26 protein-coding genes and 1 riboswitch are annotated in these 25,501 nt (G+C 72.3%); of the genes, 17 read left to right on the plus strand and 9 right to left on the minus strand.

Annotated elements, in window-relative coordinates:
• Positions 1 to 112: 112 nt before the first annotated feature.
• From AMK21_RS10985 to AMK21_RS11030, 10 genes are all read left to right on the plus strand, one after another.
• Positions 113 to 1,729: an ABC transporter substrate-binding protein gene (locus AMK21_RS10985; RefSeq protein ID WP_073876611.1), complete on the plus strand. Its 1,617-nt coding sequence runs from the start codon at positions 113 to 115 to the stop codon at positions 1,727 to 1,729.
• A gap of 23 nt (positions 1,730 to 1,752) precedes the next feature.
• Positions 1,753 to 2,718 carry an ABC transporter permease gene (locus AMK21_RS10990; protein WP_073876613.1) on the plus strand — a complete coding sequence of 322 codons (966 nt, stop codon included), beginning with the start codon at positions 1,753 to 1,755 and terminating at the stop codon, positions 2,716 to 2,718.
• Positions 2,711 to 3,568 carry an ABC transporter permease gene (locus AMK21_RS10995; RefSeq protein WP_073876826.1) on the plus strand — a complete coding sequence of 286 codons (858 nt, stop codon included), beginning with the start codon at positions 2,711 to 2,713 and terminating at the stop codon, positions 3,566 to 3,568. Before AMK21_RS10990 ends, AMK21_RS10995 begins: the two co-directional genes overlap by 8 nt.
• A gap of 50 nt (positions 3,569 to 3,618) precedes the next feature.
• Positions 3,619 to 4,542, plus strand: coding sequence for an ABC transporter ATP-binding protein (locus AMK21_RS11000; protein ID WP_234421900.1), 924 nt, complete (start codon positions 3,619 to 3,621; stop codon positions 4,540 to 4,542).
• A complete protein-coding gene (locus tag AMK21_RS11005; RefSeq protein ID WP_073876615.1) occupies positions 4,535 to 5,209 on the plus strand; it encodes an ABC transporter ATP-binding protein in 675 nt (224 codons plus the stop codon). The genes AMK21_RS11000 and AMK21_RS11005 overlap by 8 nt, the downstream gene beginning before the upstream one ends.
• Before the next feature lie 253 nt (positions 5,210 to 5,462).
• A complete protein-coding gene (locus tag AMK21_RS11010; RefSeq protein ID WP_073876617.1) occupies positions 5,463 to 6,374 on the plus strand; it encodes a phosphatidylinositol-specific phospholipase C/glycerophosphodiester phosphodiesterase family protein in 912 nt (303 codons plus the stop codon).
• 117 nt (positions 6,375 to 6,491) lie between these two features.
• Positions 6,492 to 6,686 carry a hypothetical protein gene (locus tag AMK21_RS11015; RefSeq protein ID WP_073876619.1) on the plus strand — a complete coding sequence of 65 codons (195 nt, stop codon included), beginning with the start codon at positions 6,492 to 6,494 and terminating at the stop codon, positions 6,684 to 6,686.
• Between the two features lie 67 nt (positions 6,687 to 6,753).
• Positions 6,754 to 7,530 carry a hypothetical protein gene (locus tag AMK21_RS11020; RefSeq protein WP_073876621.1) on the plus strand — a complete coding sequence of 259 codons (777 nt, stop codon included), beginning with the start codon at positions 6,754 to 6,756 and terminating at the stop codon, positions 7,528 to 7,530.
• A 142-nt stretch (positions 7,531 to 7,672) separates the two neighbouring features.
• Positions 7,673 to 8,065, plus strand: coding sequence for a hypothetical protein (locus AMK21_RS11025; protein WP_018512922.1), 393 nt, complete (start codon positions 7,673 to 7,675; stop codon positions 8,063 to 8,065).
• Between the two features lie 89 nt (positions 8,066 to 8,154).
• The gene (locus AMK21_RS11030; protein WP_073876623.1) at positions 8,155 to 8,334 is read left to right on the plus strand and encodes a hypothetical protein; all 180 of its coding nucleotides are present in this window, start codon (positions 8,155 to 8,157) and stop codon (positions 8,332 to 8,334) included.
• 114 nt (positions 8,335 to 8,448) lie between these two features.
• Here AMK21_RS11030 and AMK21_RS11035 read toward each other — a convergent pair whose 3' ends face one another.
• Both AMK21_RS11035 and AMK21_RS11040 read right to left on the minus strand, forming a co-directional pair.
• The gene (locus AMK21_RS11035) at positions 8,449 to 9,117 is read right to left on the minus strand and encodes an endonuclease (RefSeq protein WP_073876625.1); all 669 of its coding nucleotides are present in this window, start codon (positions 9,115 to 9,117) and stop codon (positions 8,449 to 8,451) included.
• Positions 9,114 to 9,296, minus strand: a complete 183-nt coding sequence (locus tag AMK21_RS11040; protein ID WP_073876627.1) for a DUF6480 family protein — start codon at positions 9,294 to 9,296, stop codon at positions 9,114 to 9,116. The genes AMK21_RS11035 and AMK21_RS11040 overlap by 4 nt, the downstream gene beginning before the upstream one ends.
• Before the next feature lie 127 nt (positions 9,297 to 9,423).
• Between AMK21_RS11040 and AMK21_RS11045 the strand changes: the two genes are divergently transcribed.
• Both AMK21_RS11045 and AMK21_RS11050 read left to right on the plus strand, forming a co-directional pair.
• Positions 9,424 to 10,629: an FUSC family protein gene (locus AMK21_RS11045; RefSeq protein ID WP_073876629.1), complete on the plus strand. Its 1,206-nt coding sequence runs from the start codon at positions 9,424 to 9,426 to the stop codon at positions 10,627 to 10,629.
• An 88-nt stretch (positions 10,630 to 10,717) separates the two neighbouring features.
• Positions 10,718 to 10,909: a DUF6381 family protein gene (locus AMK21_RS11050; RefSeq protein ID WP_073876631.1), complete on the plus strand. Its 192-nt coding sequence runs from the start codon at positions 10,718 to 10,720 to the stop codon at positions 10,907 to 10,909.
• Positions 10,910 to 10,997: 88 nt separating this feature from the next.
• Here the strand turns inward: AMK21_RS11050 and AMK21_RS11055 are convergent, their stop codons facing one another.
• The 3 genes from AMK21_RS11055 to AMK21_RS11060 all read right to left on the minus strand — a co-directional run bounded on the left by AMK21_RS11055 (position 10,998) and on the right by AMK21_RS11060 (position 13,492).
• Positions 10,998 to 12,005, minus strand: a complete 1,008-nt coding sequence (locus tag AMK21_RS11055; protein ID WP_079181130.1) for a PHP domain-containing protein — start codon at positions 12,003 to 12,005, stop codon at positions 10,998 to 11,000.
• Between the two features lie 102 nt (positions 12,006 to 12,107).
• Positions 12,108 to 12,485: a hypothetical protein gene (locus AMK21_RS36850; RefSeq protein WP_324613885.1), complete on the minus strand. Its 378-nt coding sequence runs from the start codon at positions 12,483 to 12,485 to the stop codon at positions 12,108 to 12,110.
• Entirely contained in the window at positions 12,482 to 13,492 is a 1,011-nt protein-coding gene (locus AMK21_RS11060; protein ID WP_324613886.1) for a helix-turn-helix transcriptional regulator, read from the minus strand. The genes AMK21_RS36850 and AMK21_RS11060 overlap by 4 nt, the downstream gene beginning before the upstream one ends.
• A 125-nt stretch (positions 13,493 to 13,617) precedes the next feature.
• On the opposite strand from AMK21_RS11060, the gene AMK21_RS11065 reads away from it, so the two are divergent.
• Both AMK21_RS11065 and AMK21_RS11070 read left to right on the plus strand, forming a co-directional pair.
• Positions 13,618 to 14,232, plus strand: a complete 615-nt coding sequence (locus tag AMK21_RS11065) for a hypothetical protein (protein ID WP_073876636.1) — start codon at positions 13,618 to 13,620, stop codon at positions 14,230 to 14,232.
• Between the two features lie 85 nt (positions 14,233 to 14,317).
• Complete coding sequence (locus AMK21_RS11070) at positions 14,318 to 16,927, plus strand: SpoIIE family protein phosphatase (protein ID WP_079181131.1); 2,610 nt, start codon at positions 14,318 to 14,320, stop codon at positions 16,925 to 16,927.
• A gap of 16 nt (positions 16,928 to 16,943) precedes the next feature.
• On the opposite strand, the gene AMK21_RS11075 is transcribed toward AMK21_RS11070, so the two are convergent.
• Positions 16,944 to 18,305: an FAD-dependent oxidoreductase gene (locus tag AMK21_RS11075; protein ID WP_073876638.1), complete on the minus strand. Its 1,362-nt coding sequence runs from the start codon at positions 18,303 to 18,305 to the stop codon at positions 16,944 to 16,946.
• Between the two features lie 448 nt (positions 18,306 to 18,753).
• Positions 18,754 to 18,944: riboswitch (cyclic di-AMP (ydaO/yuaA leader) on the plus strand.
• Between the two features lie 3 nt (positions 18,945 to 18,947).
• Here AMK21_RS11075 and AMK21_RS11080 point away from each other — a divergent pair.
• On the plus strand, positions 18,948 to 19,778 hold the full coding sequence (locus AMK21_RS11080) for a transglycosylase SLT domain-containing protein (protein WP_073876639.1): 831 nt from the start codon (positions 18,948 to 18,950) through the stop codon (positions 19,776 to 19,778).
• 158 nt (positions 19,779 to 19,936) lie between these two features.
• A complete protein-coding gene (locus AMK21_RS11085; RefSeq protein WP_199863158.1) occupies positions 19,937 to 21,586 on the plus strand; it encodes a GMC oxidoreductase in 1,650 nt (549 codons plus the stop codon).
• A gap of 60 nt (positions 21,587 to 21,646) precedes the next feature.
• Here AMK21_RS11085 and AMK21_RS11090 read toward each other — a convergent pair whose 3' ends face one another.
• From AMK21_RS11090 to AMK21_RS11100, 3 genes are all read right to left on the minus strand, one after another.
• Positions 21,647 to 22,126 (minus strand): carboxymuconolactone decarboxylase family protein, encoded by a 480-nt coding sequence (locus AMK21_RS11090; RefSeq protein WP_073876643.1) that lies wholly within the window; start codon positions 22,124 to 22,126, stop codon positions 21,647 to 21,649.
• The gene (locus AMK21_RS11095) at positions 22,123 to 23,202 is read right to left on the minus strand and encodes a dihydrodipicolinate reductase (protein WP_073876645.1); all 1,080 of its coding nucleotides are present in this window, start codon (positions 23,200 to 23,202) and stop codon (positions 22,123 to 22,125) included. The genes AMK21_RS11090 and AMK21_RS11095 overlap by 4 nt, the downstream gene beginning before the upstream one ends.
• 246 nt (positions 23,203 to 23,448) lie before the next feature.
• Complete coding sequence (locus AMK21_RS11100; protein WP_073876648.1) at positions 23,449 to 24,318, minus strand: UbiA family prenyltransferase; 870 nt, start codon at positions 24,316 to 24,318, stop codon at positions 23,449 to 23,451.
• A 118-nt stretch (positions 24,319 to 24,436) separates the two neighbouring features.
• Here AMK21_RS11100 and AMK21_RS11105 point away from each other — a divergent pair, with 118 nt between their 5' ends.
• Positions 24,437 to 25,489 (plus strand): type III polyketide synthase, encoded by a 1,053-nt coding sequence (locus AMK21_RS11105; RefSeq protein WP_073876650.1) that lies wholly within the window; start codon positions 24,437 to 24,439, stop codon positions 25,487 to 25,489.
• The last annotated feature ends 12 nt before the right edge of the window (positions 25,490 to 25,501 follow it).

Raw genomic sequence — 25,501 nt, forward strand, 5'->3', positions numbered from 1 at the left:
CCTGGTACCCGCGTCTCGCCTGTCGAGGCGGGGTGTACCAGGGCCTTTTACGTGCTGTTTAATTGCATACTGTTCGCAATAACAGTCGATCTTGAACAGGGATGTGCAGAGTATGACGGCCCGATCGATACGGGGGGCGGTCGCCGCCACGCTGGTGACCGCGCTGTCCCTGACCGCGGCAGCCTGCTCCGACCCGGACAGCCCCAAGGGTGGTTCCGGAACCGGGACCACCTCGGCCGTCGTCGGCATCGCCTACGAGCCCGAGAGCCTGAGCCCGCTGCTCGGCTACGGCAAGGACGGCAACTCCAAGATCTTCGACGGGCTGCTCACCCTGGACGAGGAGCTGAAGCTCCAGCCGGCCCTCGCCGCCGCACTGCCCGAGGTCAGCGAAGACGGGCTGACGTACACGTACAAGCTGCGTCAGGGCGTGAAGTTCAGCGACGGGAAGGCGTTCGGCGCCAAGGACGTCGTCTTCACCTACCGCACCATCCTCGACGCGAAGACCAACAACCCCTCGCGCACCGAGCTGGACGCCGTCAAGGACGTCACGTCGAAGGGCGAGGACACCGTCGTCTTCACGCTCAAGTACCCCTACGCGCCGTTCGCCCAGCGCACCGTCCTGCCCATCGCCCCCGAGCACATCGCGGGCAGGCAGGACGTCAACACCGGCGCCTTCACCACCCGCCCCGTCGGCACCGGGCCGTATGTCCTCACCAAGTGGTCCAAGGGCGAGAAGCTCAGCTTCACCGCCAACCCCCACTACTGGGGCGGCGAACCCGAGGTGAAGAAGTTCACCATGGCGATCATCAAGGACGACGACGTGCGCGCCACCCGGCTGCGCTCCGGCGACCTGGACGGCGCGATCCTGCCGCCCAACCTGGCCAAGGGATTCGGAGACGACAAGGGCAAGAAGACCTACGCCGCGAACAGCTACGACTACCGCACGGTGACGCTGCCCACGAACAACAAGGTCGCCGGTGACACCGCCGTGCGCCGCGCCCTCGATGTGGCGGTCGACCGTCAGACGATGGTCGACGCCATCCTCAACGGCAGCGGCAGGCCCGCCTACGGGCCGGTCCCCACCGACAGCGAGTGGTTCACCGAGGGCACCGAGCGCGAGCACGACGTCGCCGCCGCGAAGAAGATCCTGGACGAGGCCGGCTGGAAGCCCGGCAGGGACGGCGTCCGCGTGAAGGGCGGCGTGCGCGCCACGTTCCCCCTCTGGTACCTCAGCGGCGACAAGCTCCGCCAGGAGCACGCCCTCGCCTACGCCTCCGACGCCAAGAAGGCCGGCATCGACATCCGCACCGAGGCCGGGACCTGGGAGGTCATCCAGCCTCGGATGAAGCACGACGCCGTCCTTGCGGGCGGCGGCTCGCCCGCCGACCCCGACTTCGACCAGTACACCCTGCTGAAGTCCTCCCTCGCGGGCGACGGCTTCAACAACATGGCCTGGTACGACAACAAGGCCGTCGACGCGGCGATCGAGGCCGGCCGCAGGAGCGGGGACAAGGCCGAGCGGAAGAAGGCCTACGACACCGTCCAGCGCGAGCTGGTGAAGAACCCCGGCTACACCTTCCTCACCCACATCGACCACCTCTACGTCGTCGACGACCGCTTCGGCCCTCTCACCACCCAGGTCGAGCCGCATGACCACGGGCTGGCGTCCGGCCCCTGGTGGAACGTCGAGGACTGGAAGGCCGAGGGCACGGGAGGCACGAAGAAGTGAGCCCCCGCCTCCCCTGGGGGCCGATGGCACGGATGACGGGACGGCGGGCCCTGTTCGCCGTCCCGGTCCTCCTCACCGTCACCTTCGGCGTCTTCGCCGTCGCCGCCGCGTCCCCCTTCGACCCCGTCAAGGCGTACGCGGGCACCGCCGGACTCACCGCATCGCAGGAGAACCTCGACCAGCTCCGGGCCAACCTCGGCGTCGATCAGCCGCTCGTCACCCGCTGGTGGAACTGGCTGACCTCGGCGCTCCAGGGCGACCTCGGCGACTCCACCGTGATGCGTCAGCCGGTGACCGACGTGATCGTCGAACGCATGGGCTGGTCCGTCCTGCTCGCCGCCTCCGCCTTCCTGATCGCCATCCTGCTCGGCACCGGACTCGGCGTCCTCGCCGCCCGCAGGCCCGGCGGCTGGCTCGACCGGGCCGTCAGCTCCGCCGCGTACACCCTGGAAGCCGCCCCCGCCTTCTGGCTCGGCCTCCTCGCGATCTGGCTCTTCGCCCTGAAGCTGGACCTCCTCCCGGCCGGCGGGCTCACCGACGCCGCCAGCGAGACCGTCACCTTCGGCCAGGTCGCCTCCCACCTGGTGCTCCCGGCCGCGGTGCTCGGGATCTCCCAGCTGCCGTGGTTCTTCCTGTACGTACGCCAAGGGGTCACCGACGCACTCGCCGAGGACCCGGTGCGCGGGGCGCGCGCCCGCGGGCTGAGCGAGCGCACGGTGCTCCTCGGCCACGCCCTGCGCTCCGGGATGCTGCCGATGCTCACGCTGATCGGCTCCCGCGTCCCGGAACTCATCACCGGGGCGCTCCTCATCGAGACGGTCTTCAGCTGGCCCGGCATCGCCGCGGCCACCGTGGAGGCCGCCACCTCGGTCGACTTCTCCCTGCTCGCAGCGCTCACGGTGCTCGCCACCGCCGCCGTCCTGTTCGGCAACCTGCTCTCCGACCTGCTGTACGGGCTGGCCGACCCCCGGGTGGCTTTCGATGGCTGAGACCGCGCTCGCCCTCCCGGGCCGCACCACCCGCCGTATCCGTATCGCCACCTCCGCGACCATCGTCGTGGCCGTCGTGCTCGCCGTCCTGGTCGTGCCGCCGCTGGCCCAGCTCGACCAGCAGGCCGTCGACCTGTCCGACAAGCTCCACCCACCGTCCTGGGCGCACCCCTTCGGCACCGACGACGTCGGCCGCGACCTGCTGCTGCGCTGTGTCTACGGGCTCCGCGTCTCGCTGCTCGTCGGACTGGTCGCGGCCCTCACCGCCACCGTCATCGGCACGGCGATCGGCGCCCTCGCGGCGGCCTTCGGAGGCTGGACCGACCGGATCGTGATGCGGCTCGTCGACACCTTCTCCTCCGTGCCGCACCTGCTGCTCGGGATCTTCATCGTGGCGATGTTCCGGCCGGGAGTCTGGCCGGTGATCATCTCGGTGGCCCTCACCCACTGGCTCTCCACCGCCCGGATCGTCCGCTCCGAAGTGCTCTCGCTGCGCTCGCGCCCCTTCATCGACGCGGCCGTCTCCGGTGGCGCCTCGCGGGGCCGGGTCATCGTGCGGCACCTGCTCCCCGGGGTGCTCCCGCAGGCCGGGCTGGCGGCGGTCCTCATGGTGCCGCACGCCATGTGGCACGAGTCCGCGCTCTCCTTCCTCGGGCTCGGCCTCCCCGCCCACCAGGCCAGCCTCGGCAACCTCGTCCAGTCCGCGCGCGGTTCGCTGCTCGCGGGGGACTGGTGGCCGACGCTCTTTCCCGGCCTCTTCCTGATCATCCCGACGCTCGCCCTGGCGGGGATCGCCGGAGCCTGGCGGGACCGGATCAACCCGCGCCGGAAATCGGAGCTGATGCTGTGAACCGCGCCCACGCCGTCCTCGATGTCCAGGACCTCTCCGTACGCTTCCGGATGCGCGGCGGCCGGGACATCGCCGCCGTCACCGACGCCCGGTTCTCCGTCGCGCCGGGGGAGTGCCTCGCCCTGGTCGGCGAGAGCGGCTGCGGCAAGTCGGTGCTCGCCTCCGCCCTGCTCGGCCTCCTCCCCGCCAACGCGCAGACCACCGGCAGCGCGGTGCTCGGCGGGGACGTCGACCTGCTGACGGCGGGGGAGCGGACTCTCGCCCGTACGGTACGGGGACGGCGCATCGGCCTCGTACCGCAGAGCCCCGCCGCCCACCTCACGCCTGTGCGCACCGTCCGCGCCCAACTGGAGGAGACCCTGCGCGAGCTGACGGGTGCGCGCGGGCCCGCCGCCGTACGGGAGGCGGCCGCCCGGGCCTCGTTCCCGGCCGACCACCTCGACCGATACCCGCACGAGCTCTCCGGCGGCCTCGCCCAGCGCGCCGCCACCGCCCTCGCCCTGATAGGCGACGCGCCGCTGCTCCTCGCGGACGAGCCGACCACCGGACTCGACCGGGACCTGGTGGAGCGGACCGTCGACGAACTCCGCCGCCACACCGACGAGGGCCGGGCGCTGCTGATCATCACCCACGACCTGGCGGCGGCCGAACGGATCGCGGACCGGGTCGCCGTGATGTACGCCGGCCGGATCGTCGAGATCGCCGACGCGGGCTCCTTCTTCGGCGCACCCGGCCCTCGCCACCCGTACGCCAAAGGGCTGCTGGACGCCCTGCCCGAACGGGACTTCGCCCCCATCCAGGGGATGCCGCCCGAGCTCGGCTCGCTGCCCGAGGGCTGTGCTTTCGCCGCCCGGTGCGCCCGCGCCGACGCCCGCTGCACCGCCGAACGCCCCGCCTTCGACGGCGGCCTCGCCTGCCACCACGGGCTGACCGGCAGCCCGCAGTCCCTCACGAAGGCGGCCGCCGATGCTTGAGCTGACCCGTATCACCGCCGGGTACGACCGCCGCGCCCCGGTCGTCCGCGATGTCTCCCTGAGCGTCGGGCACGGCGAGGCGGTGGGGCTCCTGGGGCCCAGCGGCTGCGGCAAGTCCACCCTGGCCAAGGTCGCCGCCCTCCTGCACCGCCCGGACGCCGGAACCGTGACCCTCGACGGAACGGTCGTACGCGGCTGGCGGCACCGCGCCCCGCAGGAGCAGCGCACGGCCGTGGGCGTCGTCTTCCAGCAGCCCCGGCTCTCCGCCGACCCCCGCCTCAGCCTGCGCGAACTGATCGCCCAGCCGCTCCGGTCCACCGGCCGCCGCCGCGAGGTCCCGGCCCGGGTGGCGGAACTGGCCCCGCTGGTCGGCCTCTCCGAGGAGCTGCTGGAGCGCCGCCCGCACGCGGTGAGCGACGGACAGCTCCAGCGGGCCTGCCTGGCGCGGGCACTCGTGCTGCGGCCGGGGCTGCTGATCTGCGACGAGATGACGGCGATGCTCGACGCCTCGACGACGGCCGCCCTGGTCGCCGTGGTGGAGACCTACCGCGCGGAGTCCGGAGCCGCCCTCCTGGCCGTCGGCCACGACCGGGTCCTCCTGGAACGCTGGTGCGACCGGACGGTCCGGTGGGGCGAGCGGGCCGTGGAGCGTGTCCCGGCGAGGTGACGGGGGCGGTCAGCGCGTCCCCGGAGGGGATGTACGGAACGCGGTCCACGCGTCCGGCGGCAGCTCGGCGGGTGCGGATCCGCGGCGGGAAGGCCTGAGAAGCCGCTGACAGCTTATCAAGCGTCGACCGGCGGGCGACGATCACGCCAACGATTGGCAGGTACCTGACGATCTTTGGGAGGTCGGCCCCATACTCGTCGCGTCCGGCTCACCCCGGGCCCCTCCGCCCGGCCGACCGCTTCTGGGAGCCCCCATGACTGCTCCGTCAGCCCCTTCAGGCCTTTCGGCTCCGACTCGCCGTCGGGCCCTCACGGTCACTCTCGCCACCGCGGCCGCGGTGGTGGCCGTGCCCGCCGCCGCCGCAGCCTCCCCGGCCGCCACCACCCGCCCGCCCCGCCCGCGCCCTCTGCGTCACGCCCACGCGCACAACGACTACCTGCACCCGCGTCCGCTCCACGACGCCCTCGCGCACGGCTTCACCAGCGTCGAGGCCGACATCTTCCTCGTCGACGGCGAGCTGCTCGTCGCCCACGACCCCGCCGGGCTCGACCCGCGACGCACCCTCGCCGGCCTCTACCTCGAACCGTTACGCGCCCTGGTCCGGGCGGGACACGGCAGCGTGCACCCGCACCACCGCCCGCCCCTGCAACTGCTCGTCGACATCAAGGCCGACGGTGTCGCCGCCTACCGCGAACTCGACCGGCAGCTCGCCCGCTACCGGCCCCTGTTCACCCGTTACCACCACGGCCGGGTCCGCCCCGGTGCGGTCACCGCCGTCATCTCCGGCGACCGCGCCGCCCGGGCGCCGATGGAGGCCCAGCGCACCCGCCTCGCCTTCTACGACGGACGCCTTGACGACCTCGGTACCGCATCGCCCGCCTCCTTCACCCCGCTGATCAGCGCGAACTGGACCCAGACCTTCGGCTGGCTCGGTGCCGGGCCCTTCCCCCGCGCCGAGCGCAACCGGCTCCGTACCCTCGTCTCGACCGCCCACCGCGAGGGCCGCCGCATCCGCTTCTGGGCCACCCCCGACCTGCCGGGACCCGAGCGCGAGGCCGTCTGGAGCGAGCTCCTGGCCGCCGGGGTCGACCACCTCAACACCGACGACCTGGCCGGGCTCGAACACTTCCTGCGCGCGCGGACGGACGTGGCCCCGACCCCGTAACACAGTGCAGCCCGGGAGTACCCGTTCGGCGGACACGCCAGTGCGCCGAACGGCCGCCCCACTGCGCCACACTGGCGGCCGAATGCCGCAAATCCGGCGCGGCGGAGGAGGCTGGCCATGGTCATTTCGATCTCACTGGTGGTGCTGCTGACGATCCTGGCGGTGATCTTCCTCCGCAGCGGCGGGCTGAAGCTCTCGCATGCGATCGTCTGTGCCCTGCTGGGCTTCCTGCTGGCCAGTACGAGCATGGCGCCGACCATCCACGACGGGATCGGCGCCACCGCCAACCTGGTCAGCGGCCTGCATCCCTGATTCCCTCCGCCGAGCCGCCCAGGCGGGACCGTCCACGCGGTGCCCGGCCATCCCGCACAATGGGCAGATGTCCTTTCCGCCCCCCGGACGGCACTCGGGCGCCGCCCACCACGAGTACTGCAACACCGGCCTCTGCTGCCGGTGCCAGATGCGCACCTGGACGACGAAGGCAGGTGGCGAACGGCTCTGCGGGCCGTGCGCGGCCTGCTGCCAGGAGTGCGGCCGGGCGCCCGCGCCCCACCTGGACGGGCTCGACGGCGGGCTGTGCGCCGAATGCCGCGGCCTCTGCGAGCGCTGCCACGCCCACAAGCGGCCCGACGGGTCCTGCGCCTGCGACCGCTGGCGGGAGAACGCCAAGAGCAACCCGCGCGGCTATGTCCTCCAGGCGCTGCCGCAGCAGCTCCTCCAGGCGCTCGGCGGCCGGGTTCCGAGCACCGTCCACGACCTGATCCACGACGAGCTGGGCCGCAACCGCAGTGCCGGTCTCCTCCGGGAGCGCATCGAACGCCGCTGGAACCTGCGCTGGGCCCACGCCCTCAACGAGAAGGACGAGGACGGCCGCCGACGCTGGAGCGCCCAGGACATCGCCGAGCAGCTGCTGATGCCCGGTTCCTGTTCCGACCCCGAGTGCGAGGACGGCCACCTCGCCACGACCGACGCCCCGTGCCCCCGCTGCCGGCAGCCCCTGCACCGCTTCGTCACCTCGGTCGCCGACCACACCGCGACCCCGGAGCACGCCCACGCGGCGGCGGCCCGGATCCGCCGGGCGATGCTGGAGAACCGCTCGCGCAAGAAGCTCCCGCCGCGCGGACGGACGAGCGGACAGCGAACAGACGAGCGGTAGCGGACAGGCGGCGCTGGAGCGGCGTACGGGGGGTCTTCAACGGCATCGTGGCGGTGCGCGACACCGGCTGAGCACCGCGGAAGCACATGGCCGCCGCACAGAAGTGCACTCCACCGCACGTGGTGACCGGTGCGCACGCCCTATGCTCGCGGCCATGGAGCAACGGGAAGTCGTGAAGCGCGTGATCGGCATCCTCACAGAGGCGCGCGAAATGCAGCGCCTGCTGGAGGCGGACCTCGAACGGGAAGATCTGGACGCGGGAGCGGGCGCCGTCACCGCCCTGCTGAACGAGACGATGCCCCACATCGCCATCCCGGACGATTTCTCCGTCGAGGAGGTGGTGACCGTCGTCGGGCGCGAGGTCGGCGGCGCGGTGGAGCAACTCGTGAGCGCCTTCACGCTCGCTTTCACGATGCTGGCGCAGGTGCACGACTCCGGGCAGACGGACGTCTCGTCGGCCGATGTCCTGCAGGACCTGGCGCTGCGGGTCGAGGCCGGCGGGCCCGAGGACGAGGACGACGGTCCAGTGCTCTAGAGCCTGCGGCGGAGGCTTCCTGCTTTCTGCGGCGCGCGTGGGCATAGTGGAGGGAGAAGCGTGAATCTCCTCGCGGTACGGAGGCAGCTGTGGGCAAGAGCACTGACATGGCCCGCGCCAAGGCGCGCCGGCTGAAAGGCATGAAGAAGGAGTCGGACGGCATCGCCCTCGGCGACGAGCGGATGAAGGCCGAAGGAAGGCGGGAGCGGGAGGCGGCCCGCCGGGAGGAAGAGCGGGCCCGCGCACTGCGGGAGGCCTCCGGCCACTGAGGTGGCGGGGCATCTCCGCGCACGGCACGGCGCCCCCGCGCCCGCCTCCCCGCGCACCGGGGCGGCTCTTCGCGTACGGGCGGTGCCCCCTCGACGTACTGACGGCGAGCCGCCTCAGCGGGCCCGTGCCGCCTCCGTGACCGCGTCCACGATGTCCTTGTCCAGGGCAGCCCGCACGAGCGCGGCGGCGAACCTCGCGTCATCGTGTCCGCGCGCCGCCCGGGCCAGCGTGCCGGGGGAGGTGGGCAGGCCCAGCCGCTCGGCCCCTTGCAGCGCCTTCGCCCCCAGCCAGGGGCCGGTCTCCGGCCAGAGGGACTGCACCTCGCGTACGAAGATGTCGGCCCCGGCCGGTCCGATGCCCGGCGCGCGCCGCAGCCCCTCCACCAGCCGGTCCCGGTCCCCGTCGGCCTCCTCGCGCAGCCGGCGCAGATCACCCCGCCAGGTGTCCAGGACGAGCTGGGCACCTTCACCGAGCTGGGTGGCGGTGCGCTCGTCGTAACGCCGGTAGTGGCCTTCCCCCAACGCGTCCACCCGCTGCTGCCAGGTGGCGTCCACCATCTGGCGCGGAGTGCGCATGCCGTGGTCGAAGAGGGCCCGGGCGGCTGCGACGGCCACCGAGGCGCGGATACGGGCGGACAGCAGGAGGCTCAGCACCAGGAGCTGGTACAGCGGCTGCGGGGTGTCCTTGAGCCGGATGCCCGCCTCCTCCGCGTACGTCCGGCCGCACTCCTCCACCAGCGCGTCGGCGATCCGACGTGCCGAAGGCGGTTTCCTCCCGCTCACGCCAGACCGAAGACCCGTGCGGCGAAGAACCCGGCGACCAGCAGCGCGCCGAGCACGATGAGGCCGATCCAGACGGCCGGGTGCTCCCAGACACCGCCGTCCGGGCGCTCCTCGTGGGCATCGCCGATGGAGCCCTCGGCGGGGGGCGTCTCTGTGGGGGGATTCACGAGAACAGCCATGTATCCAGAGTCCCTCGGTAGCGGCTCGCGCGCATGCCGGACCCCTTTCCGCCGCCGGGACAGGGCCGTACGGAGGCACCCCGGGCGCGGAGCGCTGCGCGCGGGGAAAACGGGGCACCGTCAAGGAATGCCCGCCGTTTCCGCGCCCGTCATCAAGCTCGTGCAGCGCACCACCGAGCCCGCGGGGGTACAGACGCTGCGCTCGACCGCGGCCGCCGTCATCGCCTACTCCGTGGCCGTGTGGGCCCTGCCCGAACCGGCTCCGCTGACCGCTCCCCTCACGGCGCTCCTGGTCGTGCAGGTGACCCTCTACGCCACCCTCACCACCGGCATCCGGCGCGTGAACTCCGTCATCGTCGGCGTGCTCATCGCCATCGCCTTCAGCTCCCTGGTGGGGCTGAGCTGGTGGAGCCTCGGCCTGACCATCTTCACCTCGCTGCTGATCGGGCGGCTGGTGCGGGTCAACGAGTTCGTACCCGAGGTGGCGATCAGCGCGATGCTCGTGCTCGGCGTCTCCCAGGTCGCCGACACCGCCTGGGACCGGGTCTGGGAGACGCTCATCGGGGCGGTGGTCGGGCTGCTGTTCAACCTGGTCTTCGCCCCGCCCGTCTGGGTGGCGTCGGCGGGCTCCTCCATCGGCTCCCTGGCCGGCCGGATGGGCACCATGCTCCGCAGCATGGGCGAGGAGGTGGTCGGGAACAATCCCGTCTCCCGGGCGGCGGCCCGGCTCCACGAGGCCCGCAGGCTCGACCACGACATCGTCGAGGTCGACGCCTCGCTCCGCCAGGCGGAGGAAAGTCTTACCCTCAACCCCAGGGTGAGACAAGGGCTGCTCTACCGGGTGGTCCTGCGCACCGGACTCGACACCCTGGAGATCTGCGCGGTCGTGCTGCGGGTCCTGTCCCGCACCCTCACCGACCTGGCGAAGGCCCGCGTGGAGGAGACGCTGTTCCCGGCCGATGTGGCGGGCCTGCTCCAGGAGCTGTTCGGCCGGCTCGCCGACGCCATCGAGAGCTTCGCCGAACTCGTCACCGCCCCCCTCGCCGCCGACGGAGAGGCGGCGGAGGACCGGCTCGCCGAAGCGCTCGCCCGCAGCCGCGCCACCCGCGATCTGGTGGCCGACCTGCTGCTGGAGGACGTCCAGGAGCACCCGCGCCAGTGGCAGCTGCACGGGGCGCTGCTCGCCGAGATCGACCGGGTGCTCGCCGAGCTCGACATCGACGAACGGACGAAGCGGCTGGGCGAGGAGCTGGACCGGCGCGCCTCCGAGGCCCACGAGCGGCACCCCCGGGTGCGCGCGGTGGTGCGGCGGCTGAGCCGGGCCGCCACGTGAATCGCTCACCGCGGGGTACGCGGGATGCGGAAGCCTCCGGTCGCTGGTTCGCTGGAGGCAGTGGTCCCCCCCGGTCCAAGGAGTGGTGATGAGCGGTTCGGACGAGCCCGCCGACCTGGCGCGGCAGATGCGTGAGAAGGCCCAGCAGCTCGCCGAGGCGGCGGAACGCGCGACAGACCCGCAGGAACGGCAGCGGCTGGAGAAGAAGTCCCGGACGATCCGGGACCGGAGCGAACAGCAGAGCGGTATGGCCGCCGGGGACATCTACCCCCAGAAGTAGGCGGCCCGGCAGTACCGGCAGTACCGGCCCCCACGCGAGGGCCCCGCCCGCCCCGGCCCGTGAGCGGGGCGGGCGGCCCCGTGCGCCGTCACCCCGCCCACTCCAGCAGCCGCTCCACCGGCCAGGTGGTCACCACCCGCTCCGCCGGTACGCCGCACTCCTCGGCCCGTGCACAGCCGTTGATCTGCCAGTCCAGCTGGCCGGGGGCGTGCGCGTCGGTGTCGATGGCGAAGAGGGTGCCCGCCTCCACGGCCTTGCTCAGCAGCCGGCGGGGCGGGTCCAGCCGCTCCGGCCGGCAGTTGATCTCCACAGCCGTCCCCGCCTCGGCGCAGGCGGCGAAGACCCGGTCCGCGTCGAACCGCGACTGCGGCCTGCCGCGCCCCGACAGCAGACGGCCCGTGCAGTGGCCCAGCACATTCGCCTGCGGATGACGGACGGCCGCCTCCAGGCGCCGGGTCATCGGGGCCGGGTCCATCCGCAGCTTGGAGTGGACGGAAACGACCACCACGTCCAGCCGCTCCAGCAACTCCGGCTCCTGGTCCAGCGAACCGTCCGGCAGGATGTCGCACTCGATCCCGGTCAGCAGGCGGAACGGCGCCCACTCCTCGTTGAGCCGTGCCACCACCGCCAGCTGCTCCCGCAGCCGCTCGGGTGACAGGCCCTTGGCCACCGTCAGCCGGGGCGAGTGGTCGGTGAGCACCGCCCACTCATGTCCCAGCTCCAACGCCGTGCGGCCCATCTCCTCGATCGGGCTGCCGCCGTCCGACCAGTCGGAGTGGAGATGGCAGTCGCCCCGCAGCCGGGACAGGAGTTCTTGGCCCCCCTCCGGCGCGGGCTCGGCGGAGGCCTCCTCCTCCAGCCGCTCCAGGTAGCCGGGCACCTCACCCGCTTGGGCCTCCCGGATCACCTGTGCGGTCCGGGGGCCGATCCCGGAGACCCGCTCCAGGGTCCCCGCGGCCACCCGCTCGGCCGCCTCCCCGGGCTCCATCGCGTCCACCACCTCGGCGGCCGTCCGGAAGGCCTTCACTCGGTAAGTGGCGGCCTGCGAGCGCTCCAGCAGGAACGCGGTACGCCGCAGAGCGGTGACGGGGTCCATCGGCACCTCCAGGTGGGAGCGTCGGCCGCCCGCAGGTCACCCGTCCGGGCCGCCCGTCCCCAGGATGGCCGCAGCGGCGCCAGGACGGCCACCGCACCGCCGTCACCCGGAGCCGGACGATCCACCCGCTCCCTCAGGCTCCGCCACCCAGCGCCGGGCCCCGTAGTCGTAGTCGTGGACGGGCCGCCCCGGCGCCCCGCTCGTACGGAACGGGCGCCCGCCGTCGTCGATCCGCACCGTGCCGGACCGTCCCCCGCCGCTCCACCGCAGCTCAGCGACCCAGTCGCAGGCGCACCGGGCCGTACGCCCGGTGACGAGGAAGACCTCGGGGTCCGAGGCCGAGACCCGGTACGGGAAGGAGACCGGCGCGATGGGCTCACCCGTGTCGTTGCCCGGCACCGACCGGGCCACCGGACGCTCCGCGTCGAGATCGACGTCGAACATCCGCGGGGTGAGCGCCCCGCCGCAACCGGAACTCATCCGGTGGACCCGCCCCCCCCGGCGGGCTCCCGCCGCGCCACCACCCGGATTCGCAGCGCTTCCAGGACCACCGCCCGCTCGCCCGTGCCCTGGAGGGTGATCCGTACGCCGGTCTCACCCGCGTGCACCGCGCCGAGCGCCTTCGCCCAGGGCTCCGCGTCGGCCTCGGCCGGTGGCGGCGGGACGGCGCCCGGGGGACGGGCGATGAGGTAGGCGTGCCCGCAGCCGTACCGCCAGACGTGGTCGTCGGTGGTCCAGGTGAACGGGGGAGCGGCGGGCCGCGCCACCGGTGGCTGCCGTTCGGGGCGCTCCGGCCGCGTGGGCCCGCCGAAGGCCGCGATCAGGGCGAGCGCCAGGGCGGCGACGGCCGCGCAGTCGGCCAGGGCCGGCGCCCACCGGCGTACGACGGGTGAGGGGAGCGTCGAGGGCGCGGGCACGGGCGGGGCCCCGTCGCGGTGCGTGGAGGTGGCCACGGGCGGAACGGAACCGCCGAGGGCCTTTGTACCGGGCGTGCCCGGGCCCCTGCCCGCTTTCGCGTCCGCCCGCGCCCCGGCGGCCGGGGCGAGTGCCCTTTCCGCGTCTCCTCCGGCTTCGGCGACCGGGGCCGCCACCGCCTCCGCGCTTCCCCCTGTCTCGTCGGCCGGGACCCCCGCCGCGCCCGCCTCCTGCCGCTCCACCCGTTCCGCGTCCGCCCGCAGCCACAGCCGGTGCAGTGCCTGCCGTTCCTCGGCGGTGCGGCCGCACAGCCGTGCCAGCCGCTCCACCGGGGCGAACTCCGCCGGCACGGTCTGCCCGGTGCAGTACCGGTGGAGCGTCGAGCCGCTGACTCCGATCCGCCGGGCGAGGGCCGCGTACGTCCGGCCCGAGCCCGCCCGCAGCTCCCGCAACCGGTCCGCCAGCACCTCCCGCGCGAGCTCCTCGCCCGTTCCGCCGTCACCCGACACCCGCTCGACCTCCCCCGGCCGTTCCACCAAGGCGTTCCACCCCACCGAGAACACCCACGTCACCGGAGGTGGGACGGTTCCAGGGCCGCCGGAACCCGTGTCGTGCTTGTCGCCGTCGGGAGGCCCGCCCCAGGCTGGTGCCGTTCCACCGACCCGACCGCTCGACCACCTGAACGGGGATCACCACCATGCGCACCACCCGCACGATCCGCACCGCACTCCTGACCGCCGCGGTCGCGGGCCTCGCCGCCACCGCACTGCCCACGGCACCCGCGTCCGCCGCCCCCGCCGCGCCGAAGTTCCTCTCCGCCGGGCAGTGGCCCGCCTCCCTCACCCCGTGGACCGGCGGGCCGGTGCAGAAGGGCCTGCCCGAGGACGGCTCCGCCTGCACGGCGGGAACCATCCCGGCCGAGGGCACCCGCCACCGGGACTTCCGTACCGAGCTGGACACCGGCGCCCGCCAGACCATCACCGTCGCCCCCACCACCGCGAAGGCGAAGGCGCTCGCCGCCGGGCTGCGGACCGCGCTGGCGACCTGCCTCGACCGGCTGAAGGAGCAGGAGCCCGGCCTCGAGGGCGTCAGCCGCTACCACGGCCGGGTGAACGTGGAGGAGGGCGCGCACGTCTACAGCATCGACACGTCCTACCCGGAGGTCGGCTCCACCGACATCGGCCTCCACTCCGTCGGCCGGGACGGCCGAACGGTGACCGTCCTGGAGTGGGGACAGCTGGGTGACCTGGACGGCGCCCCGCTGAAGGGATTCAGGAAGACGACCGGCACCGCCGTCGCCAAGCTGCACTGAGACCGCGTCGGCGGAGCGGCCGGCACGGGGTTCCGGCCGCTCCGCCGACGTGCGCTGCCCCCGCTGCGGGGAGCATGCTGGCTGTGTGACCCGGCACGATGCGACCCGGCCCACCCCGTCCCCCGGAAGCGGGGCCGCGGCCGGGCGAGACGGCGGCGGCCGAGTACCGGACGAGCTGTCCCTCGTACTCGCGCAGGGGGTGGTCAGCGCCGTCGAGGCCGCCGGGGGATACGCGGGAGGCATCTACCTCCGCTCCGGGACGCCCGGGCTGCTGCGCCTCGCCGTCCTCGCCGGGCTGCCGGGGCCGCTGTTCCGGCCCTGGTGGCGGATGCACGTGAACCGGCCGTTCCCGGTCTCCGAGGCCTACCGCTCCGGGCGGCCCGTGCTGCTCGCCGACGCGGAGGAGGGCATGCGGCGGTTTCCCCAGCTGATGGCGGGGCTGCCGTTCCCGTTCGGCTCGCTGTGGGTCCCGATCACCGGCCCGCAGGGCAGCATGGGGGTGATGGCCGTCCTGCGGTCGGCCACCCCGGGCGAGGAGATCGCTCCCTCCGACGGGGAGCGGCTGCTGCGCCTGGGCCACCGCCTCGGGGCCGCGCTCGACGATCTGGAGTCGCGGTCCCTCCCCGTCGTCTGGGAGAAGGAGCCGATCCCCGTCCAGCTGCCGGCCGCCCCCGCGCCCCCGGTGCGGGTCGGCAGCTTCGACTGGGACCTCCACTCCGGGGGCCTCACCGCGGACGACGACCTGTGCGCGATCTTCGGGACCGAGCCGGCGAAGTTCCCCGGCACCGTCGACGCCCTCGCCGAGCGCCTCGTACCGGAGGACGTGTACGGGCTGTGGGCCCTGGCCCGGCAGGCGGTGGAGTCCGCCGATCCGGTGGCCCGCCGGATGCGGCTGCGCGGCCCCGACGGCCGATACCACCTGCTGGAGCTCTCCGGCCGCTGGACCCACCCGGACGGGGAGAGCGCCGAGAGCCATCTGACGGGCTTCGTCGTCGACTTCGGCGCGGGACCCGTCATCGCGGAGGCGGCGGACCGGTTGCCCCGGGGGATCATCTCCCTGGACCGGATCGGGCGCATCACGTACGCCAACGCGCTCGCGGAGGAGCTGCTGGACCTCCCCCGCGCCGAGCTGGTGGGCCACGTCGTGTGGGAGGTCCTGCCGTGGTTCGGGCATCCGGCGTACGAGGACCACTGCCGGGCGGCCCTGATCTCCGACGAACCCGTCCACTTCCTCGCGCGGCGGGCCCCGTCCGTCTGGCTCTCGGTCTCGCTGTACCCGGGCCACGACGGGCTGAGCGCGGTGTTCCAGGCCACGGAACGGCCGGCGTACGTGCCCGGCTCCGTCACCGCGCCCGGGCTGGGCATCGGCTCCACCGCCGACCGGTCCTCCGCCCTCTACCGTCCGGTGGCTCTGGCCATCGCCCTCACCGAGGCGGTCACGGCCCGTCAGGTCTCCGCCGTGGTCACCGAGGAGCTGCTGCCCGCGTTCGGCGGCCGGCAGCTCGCCATCTACCTGCTGAGCGAACGTCACCTCCACCTCGCCTGGGAGACGGGGTTCCCCAAGGGGTTCCTCGACCGCTTCGACGGGGTCGGGCTCGACGTCTCCATCCCCGGCGTGGAGACTCTGACCACCGGCCGCCCGATCTTCTTCGAGTCCATGCAGCGCCTCGCCGACGCGTACCCGGGCATCCCGATGGAGACGGACGTCGGTGCGCGCGCCTTCCTCCCGCTGATCGCGTCGGGGCGGCCCGTCGGCTCGTGCATCCTCGGCTTCGACCGGCCCCGCGGGTTCAGCCCGGAGGAGCGCACCGTCCTGACCGCCCTGGCCGGGCTCATCGCCCAGGCCCTGCAACGTGCCCAGCGGTACGACAGCGAGTCGGCGCTGGCCCGGGGGCTCCAGGACGCCCTGCTGCCGCACCGGCTTCCGGAGGTCGACGGGGTCGACACCCTCGGGCGCTACCTCTCCGGCACGCAGGACATGGAGGTGGGCGGCGACTGGTACGACGTCATCGAGACCGGCCACGAACTCGCCCTGGTCATCGGCGACGTCCAGGGGCACGGTGTCGCGGCTGCCGCCACCATGGGGCAACTACGCAGCGCGGTACGGGCGTTCGCTCTCAGCAACCATGACCCGCAGGAGGTGATGAGCGGCACCAACCGGCTGCTCATCGATCTCGACCCGGGACAGTTCGCCAGCTGCTGCTACATCGCGCTGGACCCGCTCACGGGACGGGCCCGTGCCGTACGGGCGGGGCACCCGCAGCCGGTGCTGCGGCACCCCGACGGCCGGACCGAGGTGCTGGACCTGGCCGGCGGCATCGTGCTCGGCATCGACGGGCAGGCGACGTACCCCGTGACGGAGCTGCAACTCGATCCGGGTGACATGCTCGCCCTGTTCACCGACGGGCTCATCGAACGCCCCGGGACCGATATCGACGAGGGCATCGAACGGCTGCGGGCCACCATCGCCGGGAGCGGCCCGGTCCCGCTGGCCGAGATGGCGAACCGGGTGATCGGGGAGGCCCGGCAGGCCACCGACCGGCCCGACGACATCGCGCTCCTGGTCGCCGCCCGCTGGACGAACCTCCCGGAGAAGGCGCCGCAGCCGTCCCGTGAGACCGCCCCGCCGGACCTGTGGCGGACGTTCCGCGGGCCGGGCCCGGGAGGCACGACGAGTGCGCCGGACCCGGCCTGAGCGGTGAAGGTCCTGATCAGGCGCCGGAGGCCTCCAGCATGCCCTCGCGCTCCACGACCTTGATGCGCTCACGGCCCTGGGCCGCACCGAGCGCCTGCTCGTGGGCGTCCAGCTTGTGCCAGCCCTCCCACGTCGTGTAGCGGACGTTGCGGCTCTCTAGGAAGGCCTCCACGGCCTCCGGGGCGGGCGTCGCCGGCTCGGGCAGCCGGCCGGCGGCGCGGTCCTCCAGGAGGCAGGCGACCGTCTCGTTGGCGTCACCCTTGGTGTGGCCGATCAGGCCGATCGGGCCTCGCTTGATCCAGCCCGTGACGTAGACCGAGGCCATGTGCGCGTCACCGGCGATGACGCGACCCGCCTCGTGCGGGACGGTGCCGGAGGCCACGTCGAAGGGGAGCTTGGGCAGCTCCTCCGAGTAGTAGCCGACGGCCCGGTAGACGCTCTGCACGTCCCAGTCGGTGAACTTCCCGGTGCCCCGGACGTTGCCGGTGCCGTCCAGCTCGGTGCGCTCGGTGCGCAGCGCGACGACCTTGCCGTCCTCGCCGAGGATCTCGACCGGGGACTCGAAGAAGTGCAGGAAGAGCTTGTGGGGTCGGTCGCCGACATCGCGGATCGCCCAGTTCTCCAGGGTCTGCGCGACCATGTTGGCCTGCTTGTTCTCCCGCCGGGTGGCGATGGAGCCCTCGTCGTACTCGATGTCCTCGGGGTTGACGATGACCTCGATGGTGGGGGAGTGGTCCAGCTCCCGCAGTTCCATCGGGCTGAACTTGGCCTGCGCCGGGCCACGCCGCCCGAACACATGGACCTCCAGCGCCTTGTTCGCCTTGAGGCCCTGGTACACGTTGTCCGGGATCTCGGTCGGCAGCAGCTCGTCCGCCGTCTTGGCCAGGACTCGGGCCACGTCCAGCGCCACGTTGCCGACGCCGAGGACGGCGACCTTCTCCGCGGTGAGCGGCCAGGTGCGCGGGACCTCGGGGTGGCCGTCGTACCAGGAGACGAACTCGGCCGCGCCGTAGGAGCCGTCCAGCTCGATGCCCGTGATGTCGAGCGCCCGGTCGGCCTCGGCGCCGGTCGAGAAGATCACCGCGTCGTAGAAGGACCGCAGGTCGTCCAGGCCGATGTCGTTCGGGTAGCTCACATTGCCGAAGAGGCGGATCTGCGGCTTGTCCAGCACCTGGTGCAGCGCCTTGACGATGCCCTTGATCCGGGGGTGGTCGGGGGCCACGCCGTAACGGATGAGGCCGAAGGGCGCGGGCATGCGTTCGAACAGGTCGATCGAGACCCCCGGGTCCTGGCAGACCTCGGATTTGAGCAGCGCGTCCGCAGCGTAGATACCGGCAGGGCCGGCTCCGACAATGGCGACGCGGACGGGGCGTGTCATGGCGTGGTGATCCTTAAGGCGGGCGAACGCGGGCAGGTACAGCGTACGTCGGAGGTAAGGGTTGGCTTACTAATCTCCACCCCACACCGTAAGCCCTGGCCGCGCGGGGCCTCCGACCCGGCCTACAGAACCGCCCGATAAGTCCGTTTCTGTGGGGCGATATGGGGGATTTCAGCCTTTTAGCCTTCTATTCCATAAAGGGGCTATTGAGTCCCTTGGGTTATTTTGGCCGCGCCTATTTCGGCCACCTCCGTGCGAAGTGGCGAGGGTCACGTCCGGAGGGGCGGACGCGGAATCGGAAGGTTCGGTTCCCTTCTGTGCCAAGAAAGTTGACACCGTGACGGAGTGGGCGCGGCCGGGAATTCCTGAATTCGATCTTGCGGAGAAAGGTCATCCAGAATTCGGGGCTTGTTCTGCCCGGCGCTTTTCGCCTACGGTCACGCTCAATCCGGATGGAACGCCGAATCCTGCCGCCGTCCGGGAATCCGAAACCCACCCACGTACGGCAGGAGCGGGGGACCCAGGTAAGCCGCCGGTCCGGTATCCGGAACGGCTAGGGGTGAAGTCGCATGTCCATGCGGCCAGGCATCTCCCGTCTGAACCCGACAGCTCACCTCGTAGGCGCCGGAGAGGAAAATCCCCATGCCCGCACAGGGTAAGCACCGCCGTCCCAAGTCCGTCTCGCTGGGCCGCGGCATCGCCGCCGTGACCACGGGTGGGGCCGTTCTGGCCCTCCCCGTGCTCGGCGCCACCGCCGCCTCCGCCGCCCCCGCGCACTCCGTCGCCGCGGAAAAGGCCGTCGCTCCCGTCTCCGTGACCGCCCAGGCGGATTCCGTGACGAAGGCCGCCCCCACCAAGCATTCCGTGGTGTCCGGCGAAACGCTTTCCAAGATCGCCCGCGAGTATTCCGTCAGCGGTGGCTGGAAGAAGCTGTACGAAGGCAACCGGAAGGCCGTCGGCGAGAACCCGAACCTTATTCACCCGGGTATCACGCTGACCATCGGCGCCAAGGGTGCCGTCCCGTCGGACGCCAAGGCTCCCAAGGCCGCAGCCCCGTCCGCCGACCGCACCGCCACGGCGGAGCGCGCCGACCGCTCGGAGCGCACCACTGCCGCCCCGGCGGCCCAGGCCGCCGCCGCTCCCGCCACGTACACCAACGACCTCGATGGCTGGATCAAGGAGTCGCTGGCGGTCATGGCCCAGCACGGCATCCCCGGCAGCTACGAGGGCATCCACCGCAACATCATCCGCGAGTCCTCGGGCAACCCGAACGCCATCAACAACTGGGACTCCAACGCGGTGAAGGGCACCCCGTCCAAGGGGCTGCTCCAGGTCATCGACCCGACGTTCCAGGCGTACCACGTGCCCGGCACCTCGACCGACAGCTACGACCCGGTCGCCAACATCACCGCCGCGTGCAACTACGCCGCCGACCGGTACGGCTCGATCGACAACGTCTTCGGCGCCTACTGATCCCCGTACGGGCTCACCTCCGGGGGGCCCCGGACCGTCTTGGGTTTTGACGGTCCGGGGCCCTTCGACGTACGGAAAGTTACTCCCAAGTTTCTAGTGACTTACCACACTATCGACAGTAGAACCTGTTGCACTCTGTCGAGAGTGAGGGATGTCACATGAACGACCCTGCCCTGCACGAAGACACCCCCAAGGGTGTATCGCGTCGAAGATTCATCGCAGGAACAAGTTCTCTTCTCGGGGTCGCGGCACTCGCCGGACCCGCCGCGCCGGTCTGGGCCACGCCCCGGGCGGCAGCGGCCCCGATCGGTTCCGGCGCCCATGTGCCGGTGCTGATCATCGGCACCGGCTACGGCGGCTCGGTCGCCGCTCTCCGGCTCGCCCAGGCCGGCACGGACGTCCACATGGTCGAGATGGGCATGGCCTGGGACACCCCCGGCGCGGACGGCAAGATCTTCGCCAACACCACCAAGCCGGACGACCGCTCCTTCTGGCTGCGGACCAGGACCAGGCAGCCGCTGAGCAACTTCCTCGGCTTCCCGATCGACAGACCCGTCAACCGCTACACCGGGATCCTGGACGCCGAGGAGTTCGCCGGCATCACCGTCTACCAGGGGCGCGGTGTCGGGGGCGGCTCGCTGGTCAACGGAGGCATGGCCGTCACGCCCAAGCGGGAGAACTTCGCCGCCATCCTCCCGTCGGTGAACGCCGCGGAGATGTACGGCACGTACTACCCGCGCGCCAACGCGGACCTCGGGGTCACCACCATCGACCCCGCGTGGTTCGACAGCGTCGACTGCTACCAGTACGCCCGGGTCGGCCGGAAGCACGCGCGGCGCTCGGGCTTCCCGTTCCTCTTCGTGCCCGCCGTGTACGACTGGGACTACATGAAGCAGGAGGCGGCCGGGACCGTCCCGAAGTCCGCGCTGGACGCCGAGATCCTCTACGGCAACAACTACGGCAAGAAGTCACTCCAGAAGACCTACATCGAGCGGATCGAGGCCACCGGCCGGGTCACCATCACCCCCCTGCACAAGGTCACCCGCGTCTCCCCGGCCTCCGGCGGCGGCTACACGGTCCTCATCGACCAGCTGGACACCACCGGCCGGACCACCGCCACCAAGGCCGTCACGGCGGACAGGGTCTTCTTCGCCGCGGGCAGCGTCGGCACCAGCAAACTGCTCGTCGGCCTGAAGGCGACCGGCGCGCTGGGCGGCCTCAACAACGAGATCGGCAAGAGCTGGGGCGACAACGGCAACGTCATGTGCGGCCGGGCCAACCACCTCTGGGACCCGACGGGGAAGGTGCAGTCGTCCATCCCCACCGGCGGCATCGACAACTGGGACGCCGGCGGAGCGTTCGCCGAAGTCGCTCCGCTGCCCACCGGGATCGAGACCTGGGCCTCGTTCTACCTCTCGATCACCAAGAACCCCCACCGGGCCGAGTTCACCTGGAACGCGGCGGCGGGGAGAGTCGAACTGAACTGGCAGACGGCGTGGAAGCAGCCGTCCATCGACGCCGCGAAGAGCATCTTCGACAAGATCAACAGCAAGGAGGGGACGATCTACCGCACGGACCTCTTCGGGACCTACAAGATCTGGGGCGACCACCTCACCTACCACCCCCTGGGCGGCGCGGTCCTCGACAAGGCCACCGACAACTACGGCCGGCTGCACGGCTACCAGGGCCTGTACGTTATCGACGGCGCCCTGATCCCCGGCAACGTCAGCGTCAACCCGTTCGTGACGATCACCGCGCTCGCCGAACGCAACATCGAGCGGATCATCGCCACCGATCTGCGCCGCTGATCCTCCGGGCGTACGGAGAGCCCGGGGCCGGGAGTGCCGACCCGGCGGCCCCGGACTCCGTCAGTGACCCGGCGGAACGCACACGTCGTCGATCCCCAGCACATGGTTGAGCCGCCCGAACGCCAGCCAGGAGCCGATGCTCATGGACAGCTCCACGATCTCCACCTGGCTGTAGTGCGCGGTCATCCGCTCCCAGAAGGCGTCGTCGAGACCGTGGTGGTCCAGCGCGTACCGCTCCGCGTACTCCGCCGCCAGCCGGGTACGCGCGTCGAAGACGTCCGTCGTACGCCACTCGGCCACGGCCCCGGCGAACTCCTCCTCGACCTTCGCCCCGTCCCGCTCGGTCCGCCAGTCCAGGCAGAACAGGCACCCGTTGATCTGTGCGATCCGCAGCCGTGCGGCCTCGAACTCCCGCAGGCCCAGCGTCGTGTGCTCGTACACGGACATCGAGAACGTGGCGGCGGCCATGCCGATGCCGGGAACCATCTCCCCCCACACGTAACCGATGGGCTCCTGGCCCTCCGGGACGTCGATGATCATGCCGTTCTCCTTCCCAGCCTGCCGACCGCAGGCCGCAGTGGGACATCGAGTGCGTCGTACAGACCCGGCTTCGCGTCCACCAGCCAGTCGATGGCCGAGACGAGCCGCCCGACGGCCGTGGCGTTGCCGCCCGCCGACCGGTTCTCGCCCTCGTCAAAGGCCTCGACCGTCACCTCGATACGGGGGCGGCCCTCGATCACCACCCGGTGCGCGCCCACGCCGTCGGGCGGGGAGGGCCAGTCCGGTGCGCACGAGGGATGGATACGGGTGATGTGCTCGATCACGATGCGGGGCTCGCCGCCCACGATGCCCTGCACCTCGAACCGCACCGTGCCCTGGGTGCCCGCCGCGAACTCGCCCATCGTGCGGGTGGTCACTGTCGTCTCCAGCGCCCGTCGGTCCAGCGTCTCGCGGATCTCGTCGAGTTCGACGCCCAGCGCCCGGGCCATCAGGCGTATCTGACCGCCCCACACCATCGTCGGAACGCTCTCGGCGAGCATGGGCGGCTGGTAGTCCAACGGGTGGCCCATGCCGATGAGGTGGCGTACCGACTCCTCCTGCTGGTACGTGGAGTAGTCGAAGATCTCCTGGCAGCGGATCACGTCCACCTCGGTGCCCAGACCGCTGACCAGCAGCGGCAGGACGTCGTTGCCCCAGCCGGGGTCGACCCCGGAGACGAAGAGGGAGCCGCCGCCCTCGGCGACGGCGGCCAGGACGGGATCCCGCAGTTCGGGCGGGGCGTTGCGCTGGTCGTAGAGGGGATAGAGGGAGGGCGTGACGACGACCGCTCCGGCCCGGACCGCCCGGCCGATGTCGGTCAGCGCGTCGTCGGGGCGGAGGTCGCCGGACGCCGCGTAGACCACCGCCCGGGGGCGGCCGGCCAGGACGGCGGAGATGTCGTCGGTGGCCGCGACCCCGAGCGTGCGCCCGATACCGCCGAGCTCGCCGGCGTCGCGGCCGACCTTCGCGGGATCGTGGACGAGGACGGCGGTGAGTGTCAGTGCCGGATGGGCCTCGACGGCGCGGATCGCCGCGCGGCCGACGTTGCCGGCACCCCAGACAACCGTGGGAATCATGCGCGGAGGGTAGCGGCCGGACCTCGTACTTCCCAGAGTTGTGGCGGGGTGAGTTCGGGCCCTGCGGAAGGGTGTTGCCGGGCCGGCGGATGACCACCGGCCCGGCGACCGTACAGAGGGGATCAGCGCTCGGGCAGCAGTTGATGGATTCTGACCTGTTTCTGATGTGTCAACGGTTCTCGTATGCTCACGTCGTGTGGGCACGCCGTGTGACGTGCCATCAGGGAGCTGCGGAGGGAACGCTGCTCAGGACAGCGCTGTGCCGCGTGCCAGGAGCAGTGCCAGGTCTGCCGCCGCCACGGTCACGGCCCCCGCCAGCGCGGCCTTGTGCCACCACCGGCCGAGCACCGGCCCCAGCAGCGCCGCCGCACCGGCGAGGGCGAGCACGGCCAGGGACCCGGCGTCCACCGGACCGGGCGGGCCGAGCGCGAGGACGGCCGTGGCCGCGAGGAGCGGCACCGGCAGCAGCAGCCGGGTCCCCCTGGCGCCGAGCCGGTGCGGCAACCCCCGGATGCCGGCGGCCCGGTCCGCCTCGATGTCCGGGAGCGTGTCGCCCAGATGGGCCGCGCACCCCAGCAGCGCCCCCGCGGTGACCGTCCACCACCTGGGCCAGGGCGCGGCGGGCAGGCTCAGCGTCACGAGGCAGGGGAGTGCGGCGAATCCGGCCGCGTACGGCACCCAGGAGAGCGCCGTCGCCTTCAGCCGCAGGTTGTAGAGCCAGGCGGCGGCGACCGCGGCCAGGTGCACCGTACCGGCGAGAAGACCGCAGGCCAGGGAGAGCGGGAGGCACAGGGCGAGCGCGACCGCCGCCGCGCCCCACACCGCGCGCACGGTGACCGAGCCGTCGGCTACCGGCTTCCCCCGTCGCCCGGCCCGGGCATCGCGCCCGGCGTCGTACGCGTCGTTGCACCAGCCCACGGAGAGCTGGCCGGTCAGCACCGCGACCCCGACCAGGGCCAGCCGCGCCGGGGAGAGGCCGGCCCCGACGGCCAGAGCGCAGACGAGCGCCGTCACCGCGACGACCGGCCCCGGATGGCAGGCGAGCGCCAGCCCCGCCGCGCGGCCCGGCCACCGGGCCGCCGCCGTGGCCGTCCCTGCCCCGTCCATGGCATCCATCGGGCGATCGTAGAGACCTGTGGGCCCGTCAACACGGTGGCCGCGCGGTTCCCTTACCAGGATTTACCGGCATTTATGGGCAGGATGGGGTGATGACGCCCCCGAAGCAGGAGCCGCAATGACCCGCATCGCCGCGGTCCACGGGGCCCTGCCGCCCCACCGCCACACCCAGCGCGAGGTCACCGACATGGTGGCCGAAACCTGCCTGCCGCCCGGTGCCGACCGCCGCGTCCTGGACCGGCTCCACGAGAACGCCCGCGTCCGCACCCGGCACACCGTGCTGCCGCTCGACGGCTACCGCGATCTGGACGGCTTCGGCGCGGCCAACGACGTGTTCATCCGCTCGGCCGTCGACCTCGGCGGCCAGGCCGTACGTGGCGCCCTGCGCGCGGCTGGGCTGCGCCCCACCGATGTGGACCTGCTGATGTTCACCTCTGTCACCGGCATCGCGGCCCCCTCCGTCGACGCCCGGCTGGTGGCACGCCTCGGCCTGCGCTCCGATGTGAAGCGGCTCCCTGTCTTCGGCCTCGGCTGTGTCGCGGGAGCCGCCGGGACGGCCCGGATCCACGACTATCTGCTCGGCCGGCCCGACGACGTCGCCGTGCTGCTCTCCGTCGAGCTGTGCTCCCTCACCTTCCAGCGCCAGGACGCGACCCCCGCCAACCTGGTGGCCACCGCCCTGTTCGGCGACGGGGCGGCCGCGGTGGTCGCCCTCGGCAAGCGCCGGGCCGTCGCCGGACCCGAGATCGTGGCCACGCGCAGCCGGATGTACCCGGAGACCGAGCACGTCATGGGCTGGGACATCGGCTCCACCGGATTCGGTGTGGTGCTCGATCCTGCCGTGCCCGACGTCGTACGCCAGTACCTCGCCGACGACGTACGGGAGTTCCTGGACGAACAAGGCTTCAAGCCGAAGGACATCGCCCACTGGGTCTGCCACCCGGGCGGCCCCAAGGTCCTGGAGGCCGTCACCGAGGTGCTCGACCTGCCCGAGGGGGCGCTGGACGTCACGTGGCGCTCGCTGGCCGACGTCGGCAACCTGTCCTCCTCCTCGGTCCTGCACGTCCTGCGGGACACCATCGAGCGCCGCCGCCCCGAACCGGGCACCCCCGGACTCCTGCTGGCCATGGGCCCGGGCTTCTGCTGCGAACTGGTGCTGCTGCGCTGGTAGGAAGGAACGGCC

The organism is Streptomyces sp. CB00316 (assembly GCF_001905595.1).
Lineage (GTDB): Bacteria > Actinomycetota > Actinomycetes > Streptomycetales > Streptomycetaceae > Streptomyces.

Coding starts and splice junctions, on each gene's coding strand:
- AMK21_RS11095 (WP_073876645.1), bottom strand. CDS start 23,202: ATGATTCCCACGGTTGTCTGGGGTGCCGGCAACGTCGGCCGCGCGGCG.
- AMK21_RS11040 (WP_073876627.1), bottom strand. CDS start 9,296: ATGGCTGTTCTCGTGAATCCCCCCACAGAGACGCCCCCCGCCGAGGGC.
- AMK21_RS11005 (WP_073876615.1), top strand. CDS start 4,535: ATGCTTGAGCTGACCCGTATCACCGCCGGGTACGACCGCCGCGCCCCG.
- AMK21_RS10990 (WP_073876613.1), top strand. CDS start 1,753: ATGGCACGGATGACGGGACGGCGGGCCCTGTTCGCCGTCCCGGTCCTC.
- AMK21_RS11100 (WP_073876648.1), bottom strand. CDS start 24,318: ATGGATGCCATGGACGGGGCAGGGACGGCCACGGCGGCGGCCCGGTGG.
- AMK21_RS11085 (WP_199863158.1), top strand. CDS start 19,937: ATGAACGACCCTGCCCTGCACGAAGACACCCCCAAGGGTGTATCGCGT.
- AMK21_RS11025 (WP_018512922.1), top strand. CDS start 7,673: ATGCTCGCGGCCATGGAGCAACGGGAAGTCGTGAAGCGCGTGATCGGC.
- AMK21_RS11055 (WP_079181130.1), bottom strand. CDS start 12,005: ATGGACCCCGTCACCGCTCTGCGGCGTACCGCGTTCCTGCTGGAGCGC.
- AMK21_RS10985 (WP_073876611.1), top strand. CDS start 113: ATGACGGCCCGATCGATACGGGGGGCGGTCGCCGCCACGCTGGTGACC.
- AMK21_RS11105 (WP_073876650.1), top strand. CDS start 24,437: ATGACCCGCATCGCCGCGGTCCACGGGGCCCTGCCGCCCCACCGCCAC.
- AMK21_RS11010 (WP_073876617.1), top strand. CDS start 5,463: ATGACTGCTCCGTCAGCCCCTTCAGGCCTTTCGGCTCCGACTCGCCGT.
- AMK21_RS36850 (WP_324613885.1), bottom strand. CDS start 12,485: ATGAGTTCCGGTTGCGGCGGGGCGCTCACCCCGCGGATGTTCGACGTC.
- AMK21_RS10995 (WP_073876826.1), top strand. CDS start 2,711: ATGGCTGAGACCGCGCTCGCCCTCCCGGGCCGCACCACCCGCCGTATC.
- AMK21_RS11050 (WP_073876631.1), top strand. CDS start 10,718: ATGAGCGGTTCGGACGAGCCCGCCGACCTGGCGCGGCAGATGCGTGAG.
- AMK21_RS11075 (WP_073876638.1), bottom strand. CDS start 18,305: ATGACACGCCCCGTCCGCGTCGCCATTGTCGGAGCCGGCCCTGCCGGT.
- AMK21_RS11020 (WP_073876621.1), top strand. CDS start 6,754: ATGTCCTTTCCGCCCCCCGGACGGCACTCGGGCGCCGCCCACCACGAG.
- AMK21_RS11065 (WP_073876636.1), top strand. CDS start 13,618: ATGCGCACCACCCGCACGATCCGCACCGCACTCCTGACCGCCGCGGTC.
- AMK21_RS11000 (WP_234421900.1), top strand. CDS start 3,619: ATGCGCGGCGGCCGGGACATCGCCGCCGTCACCGACGCCCGGTTCTCC.
- AMK21_RS11090 (WP_073876643.1), bottom strand. CDS start 22,126: ATGATCATCGACGTCCCGGAGGGCCAGGAGCCCATCGGTTACGTGTGG.
- AMK21_RS11015 (WP_073876619.1), top strand. CDS start 6,492: ATGGTCATTTCGATCTCACTGGTGGTGCTGCTGACGATCCTGGCGGTG.
- AMK21_RS11080 (WP_073876639.1), top strand. CDS start 18,948: ATGCCCGCACAGGGTAAGCACCGCCGTCCCAAGTCCGTCTCGCTGGGC.
- AMK21_RS11045 (WP_073876629.1), top strand. CDS start 9,424: ATGCCCGCCGTTTCCGCGCCCGTCATCAAGCTCGTGCAGCGCACCACC.